Source organism: Lelliottia sp. AC1, from assembly GCF_023278595.1.
Lineage (GTDB): Bacteria > Pseudomonadota > Gammaproteobacteria > Enterobacterales > Enterobacteriaceae > Enterobacter > Enterobacter nimipressuralis.
This window is the reverse complement of the sequence record NZ_CP025699.1, coordinates 561980-579013: the sequence shown is the minus strand read 5'-3', so window position 1 is coordinate 579013 and position 17034 is coordinate 561980. Positions and strand designations below refer to the sequence as shown.

The following is a 17034-nucleotide window of genomic DNA, read 5'->3' as shown; positions in this document are numbered from 1 at the left end:
ATGCCCTCACCCCGACCCTCTCTTAAGGGAGAGGGTTCAGGCGCGGCGAGAACTATTTGACCAACGTCTTCGTCATTTCCAGCAGCGTGCGCACGTCCTCAGGACGGGTATCGCCGCTGGCTTTGTCGATAATCGAGCTATAAATATGCGGAATGATTTTGCTCACACCTGCGTCGAGGGCGATCTGCAGGATCTCCTCGAAGTTTTCCAGATCGATACCGCCGGTTGGCTCCAGCCAGAAATCGTGGCGGGCACAGGCTTCGGCAACGGCCTGGTATTCGTCACGGCATTTCAGACCGCCCATCGGGAAGTATTTGATGGAGCTGCCGCCGAAATCTTTCAGCAGGGCAATCGCCGTCTCAACCGGGACGATACCATCCGGTGCCGCGCTGCTCAGCGGGCCGGTGGAGATTTTGACCATCCCGACGGTTCCCGTTGGCGAGACCAGTCCGTTAACCACCGACGCATTCTGCCCCAGCAGTGCGCGGCTGGTCGCCACACCGGTGAACACCTGGTTGACGTGCTGCGGCTGCACCTGGCGAGAGATTTCGCTGACCATCGCCGACTGGTTCGGATCGCCCGCCCCAAGTCCGACGGAGAGAGCGTTGTCGATCAGCGCTGCATACTCGCGCATATCAGCAACGGCACTCGCCACATCAGGATAGTTTTTGGAGAGCACACCCACCAGCACATGGCCCTCTGCGGCTTCATAGATCGCGCTGGCGTTGGCTTTGGAACCGGCCAGCACGTTCAGGCACACGCGGTCACGATAAAAATTGGGGGTCAGTTTCATGCTTGTTTCTCCTGGCTTAAGACTTCGCGGATGCGGCGATAAACAATGTTCAGCTGATCGGCGCTGACGCTGCGCACATCCGCTTCGATAATCCCTTCGTTGGCCTTGTAGCCACGGAAATAGATCGCGTATTCGCCCTGCTTGAGCTGACTGACCAGCTCACCGGTGCCCACGCCGGTGGTGGCTTCATCGAATTTAATTTCGGTACGAGCGATATCGCGGCCAGCGCTGTCCCATACCACGCGGGCCGTGACGCCGTTAAGCGTATTCAGCGCATCGATAAAGGGCGTCATCTTCGCCACCATCTCTGCTCCACTCTCTTTGGTCGCCGTCAGATAGTGTTCGATGGCGCAGGTCAGGCCCAGAATCCCCTCTTTGCCCACTTTCATTGCGCGGCCAATACCCGCTGTCTGGCGTTTGACCCACTCTACGTACTGGGTTTTGCCAATCACCAGGCCGCTGGTTGGCCCTTCGATCGCTTTCGCCCCGCTGTAGATCACCAGATCCGCGCCAGAACGATAGTAGGTATGAAGATCTTCTTCGGCCGCCGCATCGACGATCAGCGGCAGATCGTGTTTTCGCGCGACCACCGCGGCCTGCTCAACGCTGAGCATGCTTTTCTGCACACAGTGGTGTGATTTGATGTAGAGGATCGCCGCTGTGCGCGGGGTGATCGCCGCCGCCAGCTGATCGGCGGAGCACTCGTTGGCATAACCGGCTTCCACCAGTTTACCGCCGCCGAGCGCAACCATGGTGCCGACCGGTGCGCCAAAGTTGACGTTGTGGCCTTTTGGCAGCACGATTTCGTTGTTCTCAATCGGCGTAACGTGCAGGTTTTCCAGCAGCCAGTCGCTGTCCTTGACCAGCACCGCGGCCACGGATTGGGCAATCCCTGCTGATGCACACGAGACCACCGTCGCCCCTTCCACGTCCAGCAGCTTCGCGATGTACTCCCCGGTTTTATTCACCAGATCTTTCATTTCGAAATACTGGTTCATGCCGTCCATCGCCGCCTGCACCACTTCCGGGCGCGGCGTCGACACACCCAGCGCGGTCATGCGGCCTGAGGTGTTAATCACCTGTTTTAAATTGTATTTCTCATAAATCGAAGGCATTTTCCGTACTCCCTTGTTCGGTCATATAGCCCTTGCCCGCGCGGATCGCGGCAAGCGGCACCAGAATATGTTCAGCCTGCAGGCTGTCGTTTTCCGCATCCACCAGCAGCGTGGGCTGGCGTTTAACGGTGAACAGCGTCAGATCGGCATCCAGACCCGGCTGAATTCGGCCTTTATGAGCCAGACGCAGGCCATCGGCGGCGTTCGCGGTGACGCACTCGATCACCTGCGGAAGCGACATGCCGATTGCGAGGAATTTCGACATCACGCTCGCCAGACTGCCCACCGGCCCATTAATACGGTTGCGGCAGTAAATGTCCGAGCTGATGGTGTGCGGCAGAATGCCCATCGCGATGGCGCGTTTCGCCACTTCAAAGCTAAAGCTTGCGGTACCGTGGCCCACGTCCAGTCGCACGCCGCGCTTGAGCGCACGGGTGACGGAGGCGCGCAGTTCGCCCTCTGGCGTCAGAATGCGGTTCGGTTTGCCGTTATAGCAGTGGGTGATGATGTCGCCGGAACTGAGCAGTTCGGCAATCTCGTCGAGATTCGGTGGATTGTTACCGATGTGGACCATCAGCGGCAGATCGCCGTTCTCTTTCTGAATCGCTTTCGCGCGCTCCAGCGGCGTAATGCCGTTTTCGCCGACCACGCTGCTGCTCATGCGCGCTTTCAGGCCGACGATGAAATCCGGGTGGCGTGCAACGGCCTGTTTCACCGCATCGGCGTCGATATTGGCCATGTTCGCCAGTTCGTTCTGGGCGATCAGCCCCACGCGGGAGATGTTCAGCAGGGCAAAAACCTCCGTTGAGGCTTTGCGGGTAATTTCGTAGAAGTCGTCCACGTCATCTGCGCCGGTACTGCCCGCGTCCACCACCGAGGTCACGCCCGTGGCGATGCCGACGCTGTCTGGCTCATCGTGGTAGATCGGAGAATTGGGATAGCAGTGAACGTGGGAGTCAATCCAGCCGGCGCTGACGAAGACTTCACCATTCAGCTCGACGGTTTTGTGTGCGGGAGTGGAAATCTCGCCCAGCGCTGCGATTTTACCGTCCTGGATGGCGATATCGGTCAGGGTATCGTCGGTCAGGCGCGCACGGCGCAGGAGTAAATCAAACATGCGTATCTCCTGAAAGGACGGGCGCGTGAGCGCCCGTGGGAGTTAAAGGGCCACCGGGAACAGCGAACCTAAAATCATGGCGCCGAGGATCGCGCCGCCGGTAATCGGCTTCTGCCAGAGGTAAAACAGCAGCGCGCCGACCAGCGAACCGATACCAATCGGAATAGAGGCGGTCATAGCGCTGAGAATAATCAACGGCCCGAGGAAGCGGCCAGAGGCGTTACCCGCGCCCATCATCACGTCAGCCCCGTAGGTGGAGTTGCTCTGATTGATGGTGAATTTACGCGCCAGAATGATCACGTAGCCAATCGCCAGACCAATCACCAGGCCGGTCGCCAGCGAGGCGATAAAGTTGGTCACCGGGAACATGATCCCCGCGCCCAGCAGCAGCGCCGGAACGCCGAGGCCCACGCCGGTCTGAATTGCACCGCCGATATCCAGGATCCCCACCAGGGAACCTTCGATGATACGGGCGAACAGGAAGCTTGCACCGAACGCGGCGACCGCACCGTAAACACCGGTGTCGATCCCCGCTTTCAGCATCGCCACGAAAGCCACTTCGTTAAACGCGCCGATGCCGTACAGGTAGTACATGTGCGTCCCGGCGAAGACGCCGGAAGAGAGCAGGCCAACGAAGATCGGAAACGACCAGTCGGCATACCAAAAACCTTTATTCTGTTCCATGTCGAGGCTCCTGTTATTTGCCGCTGAGCGAGCTGTGGATCAGATCGAGCCAGTTCGGCACGGTCAGATGGAAGGATTCGATCATCTTCATGTCGAAGCCGCGGAAGAAGCCGCTCAGAACGAACAGCAGCACGATGGCGACCATCATCACTTTGGTGACGTGGTTCCAGCCGCTCTCTTCAACGCCCTTACCGATCAGAATGCCCAGCACCAGGCCCGGTACGGCGTTCCCCATAATCAGCTGCGCTGCGCCGCCAAACACGGTCGCCCAGAAGCCCGATTTTTTGCCCGCATCGATAGCCGCCAGCCAGAAAATGACAGGCATCACGGTGTTCACCAGCAGGTTCGCTGCCGGAACCAGCACCTTCACGGCGGTGACCTGCAGGGCAGCCGGAACGGACGAGGCGGTGAGGTTAAGGAAGGTGACCACGAACATGCCGATGATGCCGCAGGCAATCGCCATTTTGCGTGGGTCGTGCAGTGTTTCGCCCACGTTGCGGTTTTTCAGCATCAGCGCCGCCGCACCCCAGTTCGGGATGATGCGATGGTCAACGTCTTGAGTGAATGCCCCCGCAGCCACTGACGATGCCCAGGCGTTAAAGAAGAACCCCAGACCAAAGGAGAAGTGAGACGCTGGGTCCCCTTCACAGGAGTTCAGTTCCCCCAACGTACGAAACGCGCCCATACCCTGTGTGGTAGGCGCATGAAACATGCGTGCAGCCCCGGCGCCCACGCCGACGCCAACCAGGCCGCCGATGATGAGCGATTTTATTAAAATTATCAGGAACATTAGTCTGCCCTATTAGTAAGAATCAGCGTTGCGTGACAAAGTCCACCTTGTCGAGATTGATGGCGGTCACGTTGACGGTCACATCCAGCTCCACGCTGTAGGTGCGTCTTTCCCGGCGCAAAAAGAAGTACAGAAAAGCTTCCTTACGCACCGCTTCTTGCGCCTGAACAACCTGCACATCCTGTGGCTCAATACGCAGTAAGATATGCGGCGATGCTTTCATCACCGCGGCCTGAACGTGGTTTAGCGCGTCGGCAAAGGCGCGGGATTTCATCTCGCCTTTGCCTTTCACTCTCACCGTGGTGGTGAATTGCTCTTTCATGCTCAGGCGCCGTGCTTCTTCTGCCACGCCTGAACCAGACGCTCGCCCAGCTCTTCTTTATCCATAAAGCCGAAGCCCAGCACGTTGCAGCCTTCGTTAATGGCAGTGACGCCCTCTTCCACTGAACGCATGCCGTATTTCGCTTTGTAGCCATATTTGGTCTGTGCGGTGATTGCACCCGCGCCGCCGCTGCCGCAGAAAGAGATGCCGAAAGTGGCGTTTTCCGCTTTCATGACGTCGCCCAGTTTCATGTCTGCCGCCACGCCTGGCACGACAACCGCACGTCCGCCTGCTTTTTCAACGCCGATAGCCACTTTCTGGCCTTTGCCCAGACGATCGCCAATCACAACAGTAATTTGTTCCATGGTAGTGCTCCTTAAAGGTTGTCTTTCGCGACTTCGAAGTGAACGGAGAGCAGCCAGGCTTCTTCATCAGGAAGGTTGCCAAACTGCGCGACCACTTCGCGGGCAAGCCGCATTGAATCTGCAGAAATTTCGTCAAACAGGTCAGCTTCTACGTCCGGCAGCGGCTCGCCGGTCACGGACCGGTGCGCCATTGCGCGAACGTGGGACGTCAGCATCTGAACCTGGACGTCATTGGGAATGATGTTGTGATGGCGAAGCAGAGTGAATACCTGCTCCAGCATGGTGTCGGCGAGCTGTGCCGTCTGCGCTGCCTGTTCCCCAACGTCGTTCATTACCGCTCCGTTAATCACTCGTCTTACCCCGTTAATGGCTCTGGGATAAAACTAACGCTGGCGGTTATTTGTTTGTAGCGAGTTGTTTTCCACTTCGAAGTGGAAAGGAGAGCGGCACCAGTGATCTGTGCCACATAATTGCGGTGAATATGAATTATCAGCTGGATTTGCGTGATGAATGTCACGCTATTCGGTGGTCAAACGGCAGGAAAGAGAACGAAAAAGTTTACGAGCAGGCTCGTAGAAATGTGAACTGGATAAGGTTTTCTTATGGGGATTCGGTAAAGTGCGCGTGGGTGCTTGAGACTGACCGTCTCATGCATGGGACGGAAAGTGGAAAGCCCCTATCTGAATTTAAATCAGGGTCGGGGCTGGAACAACACGTCTTACCACGTGAAGTAATGCCTTACCCGCTGCCAAGGAGGCATCCATGAAGCAGCAGAAACCGATTATCAGGGCTCTGATGATTGTTGCTTTGACAATAATCATCTTATCTCTGATAAACCGCAAAACGCTTTGCGAAATCCGTTTTCGTCAGGGTTCGCTAGAGTTAGTTGCGCGGATGGACTGCCGCTCCTGGAAGTAAGGAGCTAAATGCGGAGGCAGGGATTATGCCTCCGCTTCACGAGGATGGGCGTACAGCTCAGGCACCCAATTAACGGTACTTTTTGTGGTACTCATTGCGGGTGGTGACAAAGCCGTCAGCCGCGGCCTGTACCTCTTTGACTTTACCTTCGTTGGCCAGCTTCAGCGCACCGTCGATCTGACCGACCAGCACGTCAAAACCGTGGCGGAAATCTTTCATCTCGGCGCTGTCGGGAGCCGCGTTTTCCAGCTTCGGCGGCGTCGCTTTTTGCGCGTCGAGCGCGGCGGCGCGCATTTTGGTTAATGCGTCTTTCATTTCCGTCGCATTATCCGTTTTTTGCACCACTTTCAGATTGGTGCTGAGGGTATCCATATTGTCTTCAAGATCGGCGGAGAAGGCAGCCGAACTCATGACCAGCGTTGAAGCGACGACGACGGCTAACAGACTCTTATACATTGCTCACATCCTTTTTTATTATGAAAAAAGTCATACCTGCCGCATTCGGGGTGCAGGCACGCGCGCACTCCACGCACCTGCTGCCCGAAACAGGACGGGTATTACTGACCGGCGATTTTCATCTCCGGCAACAGCACTGAACCACACTGTATATTGCTGCGCGTTTCAATATCGTTACCGACCGTAACAATATTGCGCCACATATCTTTTAAGTTGCCGGCGATGGTAATTTCGCTCACCGGATACTGAATTTCACCATTTTCAACCCAGAACCCCGCCGCACCGCGCGAGTAGTCCCCGGTAATACCGCTCACACCCTGGCCCATCAGCTCGGTGACCACCAGACCGGTGCCCATCTGCTTCAGCATCTGTTCAAAACTCAGACCCTGGCCTTCGATGCGCCAGTTGTGGATACCGCCCGCGTGACCGGTGCTTTTCAGCCCCAGCTTGCGCGCAGAGTAGTTGGTCAGCAGCCACTGCGTCAGCACGCCGTCTTTGATGATATCGCGACGCTCCGTGCGCACGCCTTCGCTGTCGAACGGCGTGGACGCCAGCCCTTTCAGCTGGTGCGGATGCTCTTCGATGGTCAGCCATTCCGGCAGGATTTGGGTGCCGAGCGCGTCGAGCAGGAAGGTGGATTTGCGATACACCGCGCCACCTGCAATCGCACCAACCAGATGACCAAAGAGGCCAGTTGCCACTTCATTGGCAAAAATCACGGGCGCTTTCATGGTGGAGAGTTTGCGCGGCGACAAACGGGAAAGGGTGCGTTTTGCGCACTCTTCGCCGACCCACTCAGGCGACTCCAAATCGCCCATCGCGCGGCCAATGGTGTAGGCGTAATCACGCTCCATGTCACCGTTCTCTTCTGCAATCACGCAGCTGGAGAGCGAATGGCGCGTCGAGCAGTAGCCCTGCAGCATGCCGTGGCTGTTGCCGAATACTTTGATGCCGTAGTGGCTGTTGAAGCTGCCGCCTTCGGTATTCGTGATGCGTTTATCTGCTTTCAGAGAGGCTTGCTCTGCGCGGGCAGCGAACTCGATGGCTTCGTCAGGCGTCACTTCAGCCGGATGGAACAGGTCGAGATCCGGCGCGTCAAACGCCAGTAGCTCTTTATCCGCCACGCCTGCGTACGGGTCCGGCGAGGTATAGCGCGCAATATCCAGCGCCGCCTGCACGGTACGGGCGATCGCATCCGGGCTTAAATCCGTCGAAGAGGCGCTGCCTTTGCGATTCTGGTGATAAACCGTAATCCCCAGCGCGCCGTCACTGTTAAATTCAACGTTTTCCACTTCGCCAAAGCGGGTGCTGACGCTAATGCCCGTGGTCTTGCTGACCGCCACTTCGGCGCCATCGGATTGGCCTGATGCCAGCATCAGTGCGGTGGATACCGCTTCTTCAAGAATCTTACGCTGCGCTTCAACTTGTGAGGTTACTTTCATCGCAAATGCCATACTGTAAGAGGGAGTTATCTGAAGTCTAACAGAGAACCGTTTTTCAGTGCGCGTCTTAACTGGTAACATTAGCCTCTTTTTTAAGGAGCCTGACATGACTAAGCAGCCCGAAGACTGGCTCGACGACGTTCCCGGTGATGACATCGAAGACGAAGATGATGAAATCATCTGGGTCAGTAAAAGTGAAATTAAACGCGACGCCGAAGAGTTAAAGCAACTTGGTGCGGAAATGGTAGAGCTGGGTAAAAACGCGCTGGATAAACTCCCGCTCGACCCGGATCTGCGCGGAGCCATTGAACTGGCCCAACGAATCAAAAAAGAAGGCCGCCGCCGTCAGCTGCAGCTGATCGGTAAAATGCTGCGCCAACGCGATGTAGAACCGATTCGCCAGGCGCTGGACAAGCTGAAGAACCGCCACAACCAGCAGGTTGCGCTGTTCCATAAGCTGGAACAGATCCGCGACCGTCTGGTCGACAATGGCGACGACGCAGTCGCAGAAGTGTTGAACCTGTGGCCGGACGCCGACCGTCAGCAGTTACGTTCGCTTATCCGTAACGCGAAGAAAGAGAAAGAAGGGAATAAGCCGCCGAAATCTGCGCGCCTGATTTTCCAGTATCTGCGCGAGCTGGCTGAGAACGAAGGTTAAATTATTGCCGGATAACGCTGCACTTATCCGGCCTACGTCCCCGTAGGCCGGACAGCGGTTACTCTACTGCTCTACCGCTTCTGCTTTCTTCGCCAGACCATCCAGCAGTTTCTGATGTATCCCACCAAAACCGCCGTTACTCATCACCAGAATGTGATCGCCCGGCTGTGCCGTTTTCACGATCATATCGGCCAGCGTGTCTACGTCCGCATGCCAGTGCGCAGGCTGCACACAGGCTTCAGCAACTTCCGCGACCTGCCACGGAATATGCTGCGGTTGCAGCAGGAAGACTTCATCCGCACGCCCTAACGACGGCGCGAGATCGTCTTTGCAGATCCCCATTTTCATGGTGTTCGAGCGAGGTTCCAGCACCGCCAGAATACGCGCCGTACCGCCCACTTTGCCGCGCAGGGCAGCCAGCGTAGCGAGGATCGCCGTGGGGTGATGGGCGAAATCGTCGTACACGGTCACGCCGTTGGCTTCGCCGCGCAGTTCGAGACGACGACGGGCGTTGATGAACGAATTGAGCGCATTCGCGGCGTCGGCAGGCAGCACGCCTACGTGACGCGCGGCGGCAATCGCCATCAAACCGTTATGCATGTTGTGTTCGCCGACCAGCTCCCACTTCACTTCCCCCACTTTCTCACCGTCCAGCAGCACTTCCCATTCGGAGGCGTCGGTGGTCAGTTTTTTCGCCTGCCAGTGGCCCTGCTCGCCCACCAGCTCCTGCTCGCTCCAGCAGCCCATCGCCATCGTCTGTTTCAGATTGATGTCGTTTTCCGGGTAGATGATGCGGCCCTGCCCCGGCACGATACGCACCAGGTGGTGGAACTGTTTCTGAATGGCTTTCAGATCGTCAAAGATATCCGCGTGATCGAACTCAAGGTTGTTGAGGATCAGCGTGCGCGGGCAGTAATGCACGAATTTGGAACGCTTATCAAAGAACGCGCAGTCGTATTCGTCCGCTTCAATCACAAAAAACGGGCTGTCGCCCAGACGCGCGGAGACGTCGAAATTCCCCGGTACGCCGCCGATCACAAAGCCCGGCTTGTAGCCACAAGCCTCTAAGATCCAGGTCGCCATACCGGCGGTGGTGGTTTTGCCGTGCGTACCGGCAACGGCCAGCACCCAGCGATCGCGCAGCACGAAATCATGCAGCCACTCAGGGCCGGACATGAATGGAATGTTGCGTTCCAGCACCGCTTCCACACACGGATTACCACGGGTCATGGCGTTGCCGATAATCACCAGGTCTGGCTCAGAGTCGAGCTGACTGGCGTCATATCCTGAAATCAGGTCGATACCCTGCTTCTCAAGCAACGTGCTCATCGGCGGATACACATTGGCGTCCGAACCTGTCACCTCATGGCCTAAAGAGCGCGCCAGCATCGCCAGTCCGCCCATGAATGTGCCACAAATCCCCAATATATGAATGCGCATACGTCACTATCCCTCTTCTGTGTGGCGCACATTTTACTCACATGTCAGCGCCAGAGAAACGCATTTCAGGTAAATCCGTATTTTGCTGGCGCGATTCACCTCTGCGCTAATATTTGAATGTTTGTTAAGATTGTTGGACTTTAGGCTTTATACGCAACATACGATCGCTTTACTCACATACGATGCAGGGAAAGTGTTATGAAAACGTTAGGTGAATTTATTGTCGAAAAGCAGCACGAGTTCTCTCATGCTACCGGTGAGCTCACTGCTTTGCTGTCGGCAATAAAGCTCGGCGCGAAGATCATCCACCGCGATATCAACAAGGCCGGTCTGGTCGATATCCTGGGTGCCAGCGGTGCCGAAAACGTGCAGGGCGAGGTTCAGCAGAAGCTCGATCTGTTCGCGAATGAAAAACTGAAAGCGGCACTGCGCGCACGCGACATCGTCGCAGGGATCGCCTCCGAAGAAGAAGATGAAATCGTTGTTTTCGAAGGCTGCGAGCATGCTAAATATGTCGTTCTGATGGACCCGCTGGATGGCTCCTCAAACATCGACGTTAACGTTTCTGTCGGCACGATTTTCTCTATCTATCGCCGCGTGACCCCGGTCGGTACGCCGGTCACTGAAGAAGATTTCCTCCAGCCGGGCAGCAAGCAGGTCGCGGCCGGGTATGTGGTTTACGGCTCTTCCACCATGCTGGTTTACACCACCGGCTGCGGCGTTCACGCCTTTACATACGATCCGTCACTGGGCGTGTTCTGCCTGTGCCAGGAGCGTATGCGTTACCCTGCGAGTGGCAGCACCTACTCCATCAACGAAGGTAACTACATCAAATTCCCGAACGGTGTGAAGAAATACATCAAGTTCTGCCAGGAAGAAGATAAGTTAACCCAGCGCCCCTACACCTCGCGCTACATCGGCTCTCTGGTGGCGGATTTCCACCGTAACCTGCTGAAAGGCGGCATCTATCTCTACCCAAGCACCGCCAGCCACCCGGAAGGGAAACTGCGCCTGCTGTACGAATGCAACCCAATGGCGTTCCTGGCCGAACAGGCCGGCGGCAAGGCGAGCGACGGTAAAGAGCGCATTCTGGATATCATCCCGGAAAGCCTGCATCAGCGCCGTTCGTTCTTTGTTGGCAACGATCATATGGTCGAAGACGTTGAGCGTCTGATCCGCGAATACCCGGACGCATAACGTTTTTAACATGGGGAGCGTTGCTCCCCCTTTTTTCATTTATATATTTTACCGTATAAATGAATATAAAAATGGCGCTTTAATCTTCCCGCCCTCTCGCGCATTATTCTGAACAGTTAACTATTTATTCAGAGGAGCGCCCGACGCGATGCAAAATTATTCTCGTGCAAACACCGGTATTGATTTAAACCTCATTCCCGTTTTTATTGAGATTGTCCGATGCGGCAGCATGGCGAAAGCCTCTGTGCGTCTTGAGATGTCCCGCCCCGCCGTCAGCCTGGCGTTGAAGCGTTTTAATCAGCTTTTTGACGAGCCATTATTTATTCGTAAAGGCTTATATCTTGAGCCAACGCCTAAAGCGTTAGAATTGACAAATTCGCTAGAAAATTTAATGGCTGATATTCATGAAAATATTGGCGCGGTGAATACTGTGGAAGCGTAAACCCTGACGCGTTATACGCCAGGGTTTATTATTATCAGGCCGTTTGCGCCGACAGTTTAAACGATGACATCGCTTCAATCAGTTCGCGCGACTGCTCTTCAAGGGAACGCGTCGCGGCGGAAGATTGTTGTACCAGCGCGGCATTTTGCTGCGCTGTCTCATCCATTTGATTGACTGCAATATTCACCTGCTCAATACCTCGACTCTGCTCAAGCGACGCGTTGGCGATCTCCCGCATCAGTTTGGTCATGCGCAGCACTTCCGTTGCAATCTCATCCATCGTCTCACCGGCCTGTTGCGCCAGCTCGCTCCCTTCGCTGACGTGAGTCTGCGAATCGCTGATGAGGGTGCGGATCTCTTTCGCCGCATCGGCGCTTCGGCTGGCAAGATTACGCACTTCCCCGGCCACCACCGCAAACCCACGCCCCTGCTCGCCCGCACGCGCCGCTTCCACCGAGGCGTTGAGCGCCAGGATATTGGTCTGGAAGGCGATGCCGTCAATCACACTCAGAATGTCGGCGATGCGCGCAGAGCTGCCTGAGATATCGCGCATTTTTTCAATCACATAGCACACCATTTCGCTGCCGTGATCGGCGGTATCCGAGACGCGTTTCGCCAGCTGATGCGCCTGCTCGGCGTTATCGGCGTTTTGCTTCACGGTGGCGGTGATCTCTTCCATGCTGGCCGCCGTTTGCTCAAGGGAGGTTGCCGTGGATTCCGTGCGCTGGGCCAGATCCAGGTTACCTGCCGTCAGTTCCCGGCTGCCCGTGTCAATCTGCGAGCTGGCATCACGCACGCGCATGACGGAGCCCATCAGCGACTGGCGCATCTCTTCGATGGCCGCATTCAGGCGGTTAAATTCCTGACTGGTCGGCGCGTTCAGGCTGTGAGTCAGATCGCCCGCCGCCACATGTTCAAGCTGGGCGATAGAAGCCAGAAGCGGTTTGAGCAGCATATGGCGCAGGGACAACCACGCCAGCACGATGATCCCGGCGGTCAGCAGAGCGGCGATCACGATCAGCAGCATCACCCGATTTTTACTCGACTGCACCGCTTTCACTTCCGATTTCCCGCGCTTTTCGCTCCACGACTGGAACGCCTGCATATCGTTATCAAACTGGCGCGCGACCGGAATCAGCTTGTTCTCCAGCAGATCGTAATAGGCATCGGCGCTTTGCTGGTTAAGGGCAGCCACCATCGGGGTGATCCCTTCGGCGTTATAGGTGGCAAAACTCGCCGCCACCTTATCCAGCAGTTGCTGCCCTTTCGGATTATCAATGCCGCCGTCGATCACCCCTTTCAGCGTTTTTTGCGCCTGGGCAACTTCGCGATTGATGTTCTGCACGGATTTGGCGGCATCATCCAGCATGCCGATCTCCATCAGCCGAACGGCCTGACCCGCCTCATTGCGCGCACGCAAAATCAGCGTGTAACCCGCGTTGAGCTGCACCATCTGTTCACCCTGAAGGTGATTGATGCGCTGTAAAGAAGAGGAACTCTGTGTGAGGGCATAAATGCCAATGCCGCTGACAATCAGCAGCAGAAGGGTCATAACGGCCAGTAACGAAAGCAAGCCGGTACGAATCGATAGCGTTTTCAGCATGATGTTATTTCCGGTAGCGAGATATTTCTGGACAGAAATAAAGGTTATCGACCGCTACCGGAAAAAGTTTACACTTTAAGCAAATTCAGGGTGTTATCTGTTGAGCGGTGTGGTGCTAACGCGCGTCACAGGCGAGCTGAGGCGGTTTTCCCACAGCACCGTCAGGCCACGCTGCAGCGCGATAAAGATGAACAACAAAATGCCAATCGCGATTTTGGTCCACCAGGAACTCAGCGTGCCGTCGAAGTTAATGTAGGTCTGAATAAGCCCCTGGATCGCCACGCCAAACAGCGTCCCAAGCACCGTCCCCACGCCGCCACTCAACAGCGTGCCGCCAATCACCACCGATGCGATCGCATCCAGCTCTACGCCCACGCCCGCCAGCGCGTAGCCCGCCTGGGTGTAGATGGAGAAGACAATCCCCGCCAACGTCGCCAGCCCCGTCGAGAGCATATAGATACGAATGGTCGTGCTGCGGGTGGAGATCCCCATCAGATTCGCCGAGGTCGCGCTGCCGCCGATGGCGTACACCTGGTTACCAAAACGGGTGCGATGGGCGAGGAAAATGCCGATCACCACCACGCCTAACATCAGCAGGCCCATCGCGCTCAGACGCCCGCCGCCGGGGATTTTCCACGCCAGGCTTGAGAGCGTGTCGTAGATCGGGTGGTTAATCGGGATCGACTCTTCCGACACCAGATAGCTCACGCCGCGCAGGAAGAACATTCCGGCGAGGGTAATGATAAACGCCGGGATCTTCAGGGCATCGATCAGGAGTCCCATGAACGCACCAAACGCGCAGCCCATCGCCAGCACCAGCGGGAAGGCCAGCAGCGGCGAGATCCCCCAGAAACCGATCGCTTTGGCGAGGAACACGCCAGTAAAAGCGATCACCGAGCCGACGGAGAGATCGATCCCGCCGGAGAGGATCACAAAGGTCATGCCGACAGCGATGATCCCGAGAAAGGCGTTATCCGTCAGAATGTTGCAAATCACGCGCGTGGAGGCGAAACCGGGGAATTGCGTCAGGCAGTAGAGATAGCCCAGCACGAAGACCCCCAGCGTGATCATGAGCGGTAAATTACGTTTTATCATGGCCGCGAATCCCCTTGATGATGCTAATAAAGCGCGACGACTGAACAATCAGCACGCAGAGCACAACCACCGCTTTCACCACCTGATTCAGCTCCGGCTGGAAGCCCGAAAGCAGAATTCCAGTGTTCATCCCCTGGATAATCAGCGCGCCAATCACCGACAGCAGCAGGTTAAAGCGCCCACCCATCAGCGATCCGCCGCCAATCACCACCGCCAGAATGGCGTCCAGCTCCAGCCACAGCCCGGCGTTGTTGGCATCAGCGCCGCGAATATCGGCGGCGACGATGATCCCGGCAATCGCCGCGCAGACACCGCTCAGCACATAGGTCAGCATCACCACCATACGGGTGCTGACGCCCGCATTTTTCGCGGCGCGAATGTTGATCCCAACCGCTTCGATAAACATCCCCAGCGCCGTTTTGCGGGTAAACAGCCAGAAAACGATTAGCGTGACCAGCGCAATGATCACCGGCGTCGGGAACAGCAGCAGCTTGCCGCTGCCGATCCACGCCAGCGACGGTGAGTCAAAGGTGACGATCTGCCCGGAGGTAATCAGCTGCGCCACGCCGCGCCCGGCCACCATCAAAATTAAGGTCGCGACAAACGGCTGAATTTTGAGAAGCGAAACGAGGACCCCGTTCCACAGCCCCGCCAGCACCCCGGTGCCCAGCGCCGCTAAAATCACCACAGGCAGACTGTGCCCGGCGACCGTCATCGAGGCGGCAGTCGCGCCGGCGATAGCCATGGTCGCCCCCACAGAGAGATCAATGCCGCCGGTGGCAATCACCAGCGTCATACCGATCGCCAGCAGCGCCACCGGTGCCGCGCGGTTTAGGATATCGATGGGGCTACCGAACAGCCGCCCATCCTGCAAAATGATCTGGAAAAAGTGCGGCGCAACGAGGCTGTCCACCACCAGCACCAGCAGCAGCGCCACAATTTGCGGCGTACCGGTAGGCCAGCTGAAGCGGCGCCTGGACTCGCCAGGCTTCGGAAGAGAACGGGACATCACGATTGACTCCTTATGCCGCGATGGCATTCATGATCGCCGGAACGGAGAGTTCATCCAGCGGGATCTCTGCCACCTGCTTGCGATCGCGCATGATAATCACGCGATCGGCATACCCCACCAGCTCCTCAAGCTCGGATGAGATAACCAGCAGCGCCAGACCGTCGGCGCAGAGCGTTTCGATCAGGCGAATAATTTCCGCGTGCGCGCCAACGTCGATACCGCGCGTCGGCTCATCGAGGATCAGGAACTGCGGTTTGGTCAGCAGCCAGCGGGAGAGCAACACTTTTTGCTGATTACCGCCGGAGAGAAACTCAATCGGCTGTTCAGGGCTGGGGGTGCGAATGCCCAGCTGGCGGATAAAGCGTTCGGCGATGGCGATCTGCTCGCGCTTCGGAATGGGCCGTAGCCAGCCGCGCTGCGCCTGTAGCGCCAGGACGATATTTTCGCGCACCGAGGCCGCGGCAATGATGCCGTCGGTTTTACGATCTTCCGGGCAAAAACCGATCCCAAGGCACGAGGCCTGATGCGGCGATCGCAGGGTTTGCGGTTTGCCTTTGATCATCGCGCTGCCGCTGTCGGCGGGCTTGATGCCGAAGATCACCTCGGCGGTTTCGGTGCGACCGGACCCCAGCAGGCCCGCCAGACCGACAATTTCGCCGGGACGCACTTCCAGGTCGAACGGTGTGATGGTCCCTTTTTTGCCGAAATCTTTGAAGGCGGCGACGGGTTTGTCGCTCAGCAGTGTGCGGCCCGCGCGCTGCAGCGCATGGGTGTCCAGCTCGCGGCCCAGCATCATTTTGACCAGCTCGATCTGCGGCAGCTCGCGGGTGTCGCGGCAGCCGACAAAACTGCCGTTGCGCAGAACCGTAATACGATCGCTGACCTGATAGACCTGATCGAGGAAGTGGGTGACGAAGATCAGGCTGACGCCCTGATCGCGCAGCTGGCGCATCAGGGTGAAGAGCATTTCCACTTCCTGGGTATCGAGGCTGGCGGTGGGTTCATCGAGGATCAGCACTTTGGCAGAGAGATCGATGGCCCGGCAAATGGCGACAATCTGCTGCATCGCTACGGAAAAGCGGTTCAGCGGCTCGCGCACGTCGAGGGAGAAACCGTAGGATTCCATCAGCCGGGTGGCACGCGCCTCCATCTCTTTTCGGCGCAGCAGACCAAACCGACGCGGCTCACGGCCAATAAACAGGTTATCCGCCACCGACATGTTCGGCAGCAGGTTCACTTCCTGGTATACGGTCCCGATGCCCAGCTGCTGAGCGTGAGCGGTATTTTTCGGTGAAATGGCGTTGCCTTCCAGCCAGATGCTGCCGCGATCGGCGTGATATACCCCGGTTAAGGCCTTGATCAGCGTCGATTTCCCGGCGCCGTTTTCCCCGAGCAGCGCCATAATCTCACCGCGTCGCAGGCTGAAATCGACGTTATCCAGCGCTTTCACGCCAGGGAAGAATTTGCTTAATCCTTCGGTTCGGAGGATTTCCTGGTGTTGTTCAACGGTCATGGTTCCCCCTGCATCAAGCCGAATGACGCTGCGCTTATCCGGCCTACAAAAGCGTGTACTGTAGGCCGGGCA

19 protein-coding genes are annotated in these 17034 nt (G+C 57.1%); 4 read left to right on the top strand and 15 right to left on the bottom strand.

Going from position 1 to position 17034, the window contains the following annotated elements; all coding sequences use genetic code 11:
• Positions 1 to 52 precede the first annotated feature (52 nt).
• Genes C0560_RS02770 through C0560_RS02735 form a run of 8 tightly spaced genes read right to left on the bottom strand, consistent with a single transcriptional unit; the run spans position 53 to position 5536 of the window.
• Positions 53 to 793 (bottom strand): KDGP aldolase family protein, encoded by a 741-nt coding sequence (locus C0560_RS02770; RefSeq protein WP_107702363.1) that lies wholly within the window; start codon positions 791 to 793, stop codon positions 53 to 55.
• Positions 790 to 1908, bottom strand: coding sequence for a DgaE family pyridoxal phosphate-dependent ammonia lyase (locus C0560_RS02765; protein ID WP_100777832.1), 1119 nt, complete (start codon positions 1906 to 1908; stop codon positions 790 to 792). Before C0560_RS02765 ends, C0560_RS02770 begins: the two co-directional genes overlap by 4 nt.
• Positions 1892 to 3025, bottom strand: coding sequence for an amidohydrolase/deacetylase family metallohydrolase (locus tag C0560_RS02760; RefSeq protein ID WP_100777833.1), 1134 nt, complete (start codon positions 3023 to 3025; stop codon positions 1892 to 1894). Before C0560_RS02760 ends, C0560_RS02765 begins: the two co-directional genes overlap by 17 nt.
• 42 nt (positions 3026 to 3067) lie before the next feature.
• Positions 3068 to 3709, bottom strand: a complete 642-nt coding sequence (locus tag C0560_RS02755) for a DUF4310 family protein (RefSeq protein ID WP_095280544.1) — start codon at positions 3707 to 3709, stop codon at positions 3068 to 3070.
• Between the two features lie 13 nt (positions 3710 to 3722).
• Positions 3723 to 4499 (bottom strand): DUF4311 domain-containing protein, encoded by a 777-nt coding sequence (locus tag C0560_RS02750; RefSeq protein WP_095280543.1) that lies wholly within the window; start codon positions 4497 to 4499, stop codon positions 3723 to 3725.
• Between the two features lie 22 nt (positions 4500 to 4521).
• The gene (locus C0560_RS02745; RefSeq protein WP_100777834.1) at positions 4522 to 4821 is read right to left on the bottom strand and encodes a DUF4312 family protein; all 300 of its coding nucleotides are present in this window, start codon (positions 4819 to 4821) and stop codon (positions 4522 to 4524) included.
• Positions 4822 to 4823: 2 nt separating this feature from the next.
• Positions 4824 to 5186 carry an SFCGS family glycine-rich protein gene (locus C0560_RS02740; RefSeq protein ID WP_100777835.1) on the bottom strand — a complete coding sequence of 121 codons (363 nt, stop codon included), beginning with the start codon at positions 5184 to 5186 and terminating at the stop codon, positions 4824 to 4826.
• 11 nt (positions 5187 to 5197) lie between these two features.
• A complete protein-coding gene (locus C0560_RS02735; RefSeq protein WP_100777836.1) occupies positions 5198 to 5536 on the bottom strand; it encodes a glycine dehydrogenase in 339 nt (112 codons plus the stop codon).
• A gap of 412 nt (positions 5537 to 5948) precedes the next feature.
• On the opposite strand from C0560_RS02735, the gene C0560_RS02730 reads away from it, so the two are divergent.
• Positions 5949 to 6104: a Hok/Gef family protein gene (locus C0560_RS02730; protein ID WP_100777837.1), complete on the top strand. Its 156-nt coding sequence runs from the start codon at positions 5949 to 5951 to the stop codon at positions 6102 to 6104.
• A gap of 69 nt (positions 6105 to 6173) precedes the next feature.
• On the opposite strand, the gene cybC is transcribed toward C0560_RS02730, so the two are convergent.
• Together cybC and pmbA are read right to left on the bottom strand one after the other, a co-directional pair.
• On the bottom strand, positions 6174 to 6560 hold the full coding sequence (gene cybC / locus C0560_RS02725) for a cytochrome b562 (protein ID WP_248859575.1): 387 nt from the start codon (positions 6558 to 6560) through the stop codon (positions 6174 to 6176).
• A 101-nt stretch (positions 6561 to 6661) separates the two neighbouring features.
• Positions 6662 to 8014, bottom strand: a complete 1353-nt coding sequence (gene pmbA, locus C0560_RS02720; RefSeq protein WP_248859573.1) for a metalloprotease PmbA — start codon at positions 8012 to 8014, stop codon at positions 6662 to 6664.
• Positions 8015 to 8108: 94 nt separating this feature from the next.
• On the opposite strand from pmbA, the gene yjgA reads away from it, so the two are divergent.
• The gene (yjgA, locus tag C0560_RS02715; RefSeq protein WP_095280536.1) at positions 8109 to 8660 is read left to right on the top strand and encodes a ribosome biogenesis factor YjgA; all 552 of its coding nucleotides are present in this window, start codon (positions 8109 to 8111) and stop codon (positions 8658 to 8660) included.
• Positions 8661 to 8723: 63 nt separating this feature from the next.
• Here the strand turns inward: yjgA and mpl are convergent, their stop codons facing one another.
• Positions 8724 to 10100 (bottom strand): UDP-N-acetylmuramate:L-alanyl-gamma-D-glutamyl-meso-diaminopimelate ligase, encoded by a 1377-nt coding sequence (gene mpl / locus C0560_RS02710; RefSeq protein WP_102104471.1) that lies wholly within the window; start codon positions 10098 to 10100, stop codon positions 8724 to 8726.
• A gap of 198 nt (positions 10101 to 10298) precedes the next feature.
• Here mpl and fbp point away from each other — a divergent pair, with 198 nt between their 5' ends.
• Together fbp and C0560_RS02700 are read left to right on the top strand one after the other, a co-directional pair.
• Positions 10299 to 11297 carry a class 1 fructose-bisphosphatase gene (fbp, locus tag C0560_RS02705; RefSeq protein WP_100777841.1) on the top strand — a complete coding sequence of 333 codons (999 nt, stop codon included), beginning with the start codon at positions 10299 to 10301 and terminating at the stop codon, positions 11295 to 11297.
• Between the two features lie 148 nt (positions 11298 to 11445).
• On the top strand, positions 11446 to 11739 hold the full coding sequence (locus tag C0560_RS02700) for a LysR family transcriptional regulator (protein WP_123429591.1): 294 nt from the start codon (positions 11446 to 11448) through the stop codon (positions 11737 to 11739).
• A 34-nt stretch (positions 11740 to 11773) separates the two neighbouring features.
• Here C0560_RS02700 and C0560_RS02695 read toward each other — a convergent pair whose 3' ends face one another.
• From C0560_RS02695 to ytfR, 4 genes are all read right to left on the bottom strand, one after another.
• Positions 11774 to 13342, bottom strand: a complete 1569-nt coding sequence (locus C0560_RS02695) for a methyl-accepting chemotaxis protein (RefSeq protein WP_102104470.1) — start codon at positions 13340 to 13342, stop codon at positions 11774 to 11776.
• A gap of 93 nt (positions 13343 to 13435) precedes the next feature.
• On the bottom strand, positions 13436 to 14437 hold the full coding sequence (gene yjfF / locus C0560_RS02690) for a galactofuranose ABC transporter, permease protein YjfF (protein WP_102104469.1): 1002 nt from the start codon (positions 14435 to 14437) through the stop codon (positions 13436 to 13438).
• Entirely contained in the window at positions 14424 to 15449 is a 1026-nt protein-coding gene (gene ytfT, locus C0560_RS02685) for a galactofuranose ABC transporter, ATP-binding protein YtfT (RefSeq protein ID WP_129035707.1), read from the bottom strand. The genes yjfF and ytfT overlap by 14 nt, the downstream gene beginning before the upstream one ends.
• Before the next feature lie 10 nt (positions 15450 to 15459).
• Positions 15460 to 16962, bottom strand: a complete 1503-nt coding sequence (ytfR, locus tag C0560_RS02680; protein ID WP_100777846.1) for a galactofuranose ABC transporter, ATP-binding protein YtfR — start codon at positions 16960 to 16962, stop codon at positions 15460 to 15462.
• Positions 16963 to 17034: the final 72 nt, after the last annotated feature.

Coding starts and splice junctions, on each gene's coding strand:
- C0560_RS02730 (WP_100777837.1), top strand. CDS start 5,949: ATGAAGCAGCAGAAACCGATTATCAGGGCTCTGATGATTGTTGCTTTG.
- ytfR (WP_100777846.1), bottom strand. CDS start 16,962: ATGACCGTTGAACAACACCAGGAAATCCTCCGAACCGAAGGATTAAGC.
- C0560_RS02770 (WP_107702363.1), bottom strand. CDS start 793: ATGAAACTGACCCCCAATTTTTATCGTGACCGCGTGTGCCTGAACGTG.
- C0560_RS02760 (WP_100777833.1), bottom strand. CDS start 3,025: ATGTTTGATTTACTCCTGCGCCGTGCGCGCCTGACCGACGATACCCTG.
- C0560_RS02745 (WP_100777834.1), bottom strand. CDS start 4,821: ATGAAAGAGCAATTCACCACCACGGTGAGAGTGAAAGGCAAAGGCGAG.
- mpl (WP_102104471.1), bottom strand. CDS start 10,100: ATGCGCATTCATATATTGGGGATTTGTGGCACATTCATGGGCGGACTG.
- C0560_RS02765 (WP_100777832.1), bottom strand. CDS start 1,908: ATGCCTTCGATTTATGAGAAATACAATTTAAAACAGGTGATTAACACC.
- C0560_RS02695 (WP_102104470.1), bottom strand. CDS start 13,342: ATGCTGAAAACGCTATCGATTCGTACCGGCTTGCTTTCGTTACTGGCC.
- yjfF (WP_102104469.1), bottom strand. CDS start 14,437: ATGATAAAACGTAATTTACCGCTCATGATCACGCTGGGGGTCTTCGTG.
- pmbA (WP_248859573.1), bottom strand. CDS start 8,014: ATGGCATTTGCGATGAAAGTAACCTCACAAGTTGAAGCGCAGCGTAAG.
- C0560_RS02755 (WP_095280544.1), bottom strand. CDS start 3,709: ATGGAACAGAATAAAGGTTTTTGGTATGCCGACTGGTCGTTTCCGATC.
- C0560_RS02750 (WP_095280543.1), bottom strand. CDS start 4,499: ATGTTCCTGATAATTTTAATAAAATCGCTCATCATCGGCGGCCTGGTT.
- cybC (WP_248859575.1), bottom strand. CDS start 6,560: ATGTATAAGAGTCTGTTAGCCGTCGTCGTCGCTTCAACGCTGGTCATG.
- C0560_RS02740 (WP_100777835.1), bottom strand. CDS start 5,186: ATGGAACAAATTACTGTTGTGATTGGCGATCGTCTGGGCAAAGGCCAG.
- yjgA (WP_095280536.1), top strand. CDS start 8,109: ATGACTAAGCAGCCCGAAGACTGGCTCGACGACGTTCCCGGTGATGAC.
- C0560_RS02700 (WP_123429591.1), top strand. CDS start 11,446: ATGCAAAATTATTCTCGTGCAAACACCGGTATTGATTTAAACCTCATT.
- fbp (WP_100777841.1), top strand. CDS start 10,299: ATGAAAACGTTAGGTGAATTTATTGTCGAAAAGCAGCACGAGTTCTCT.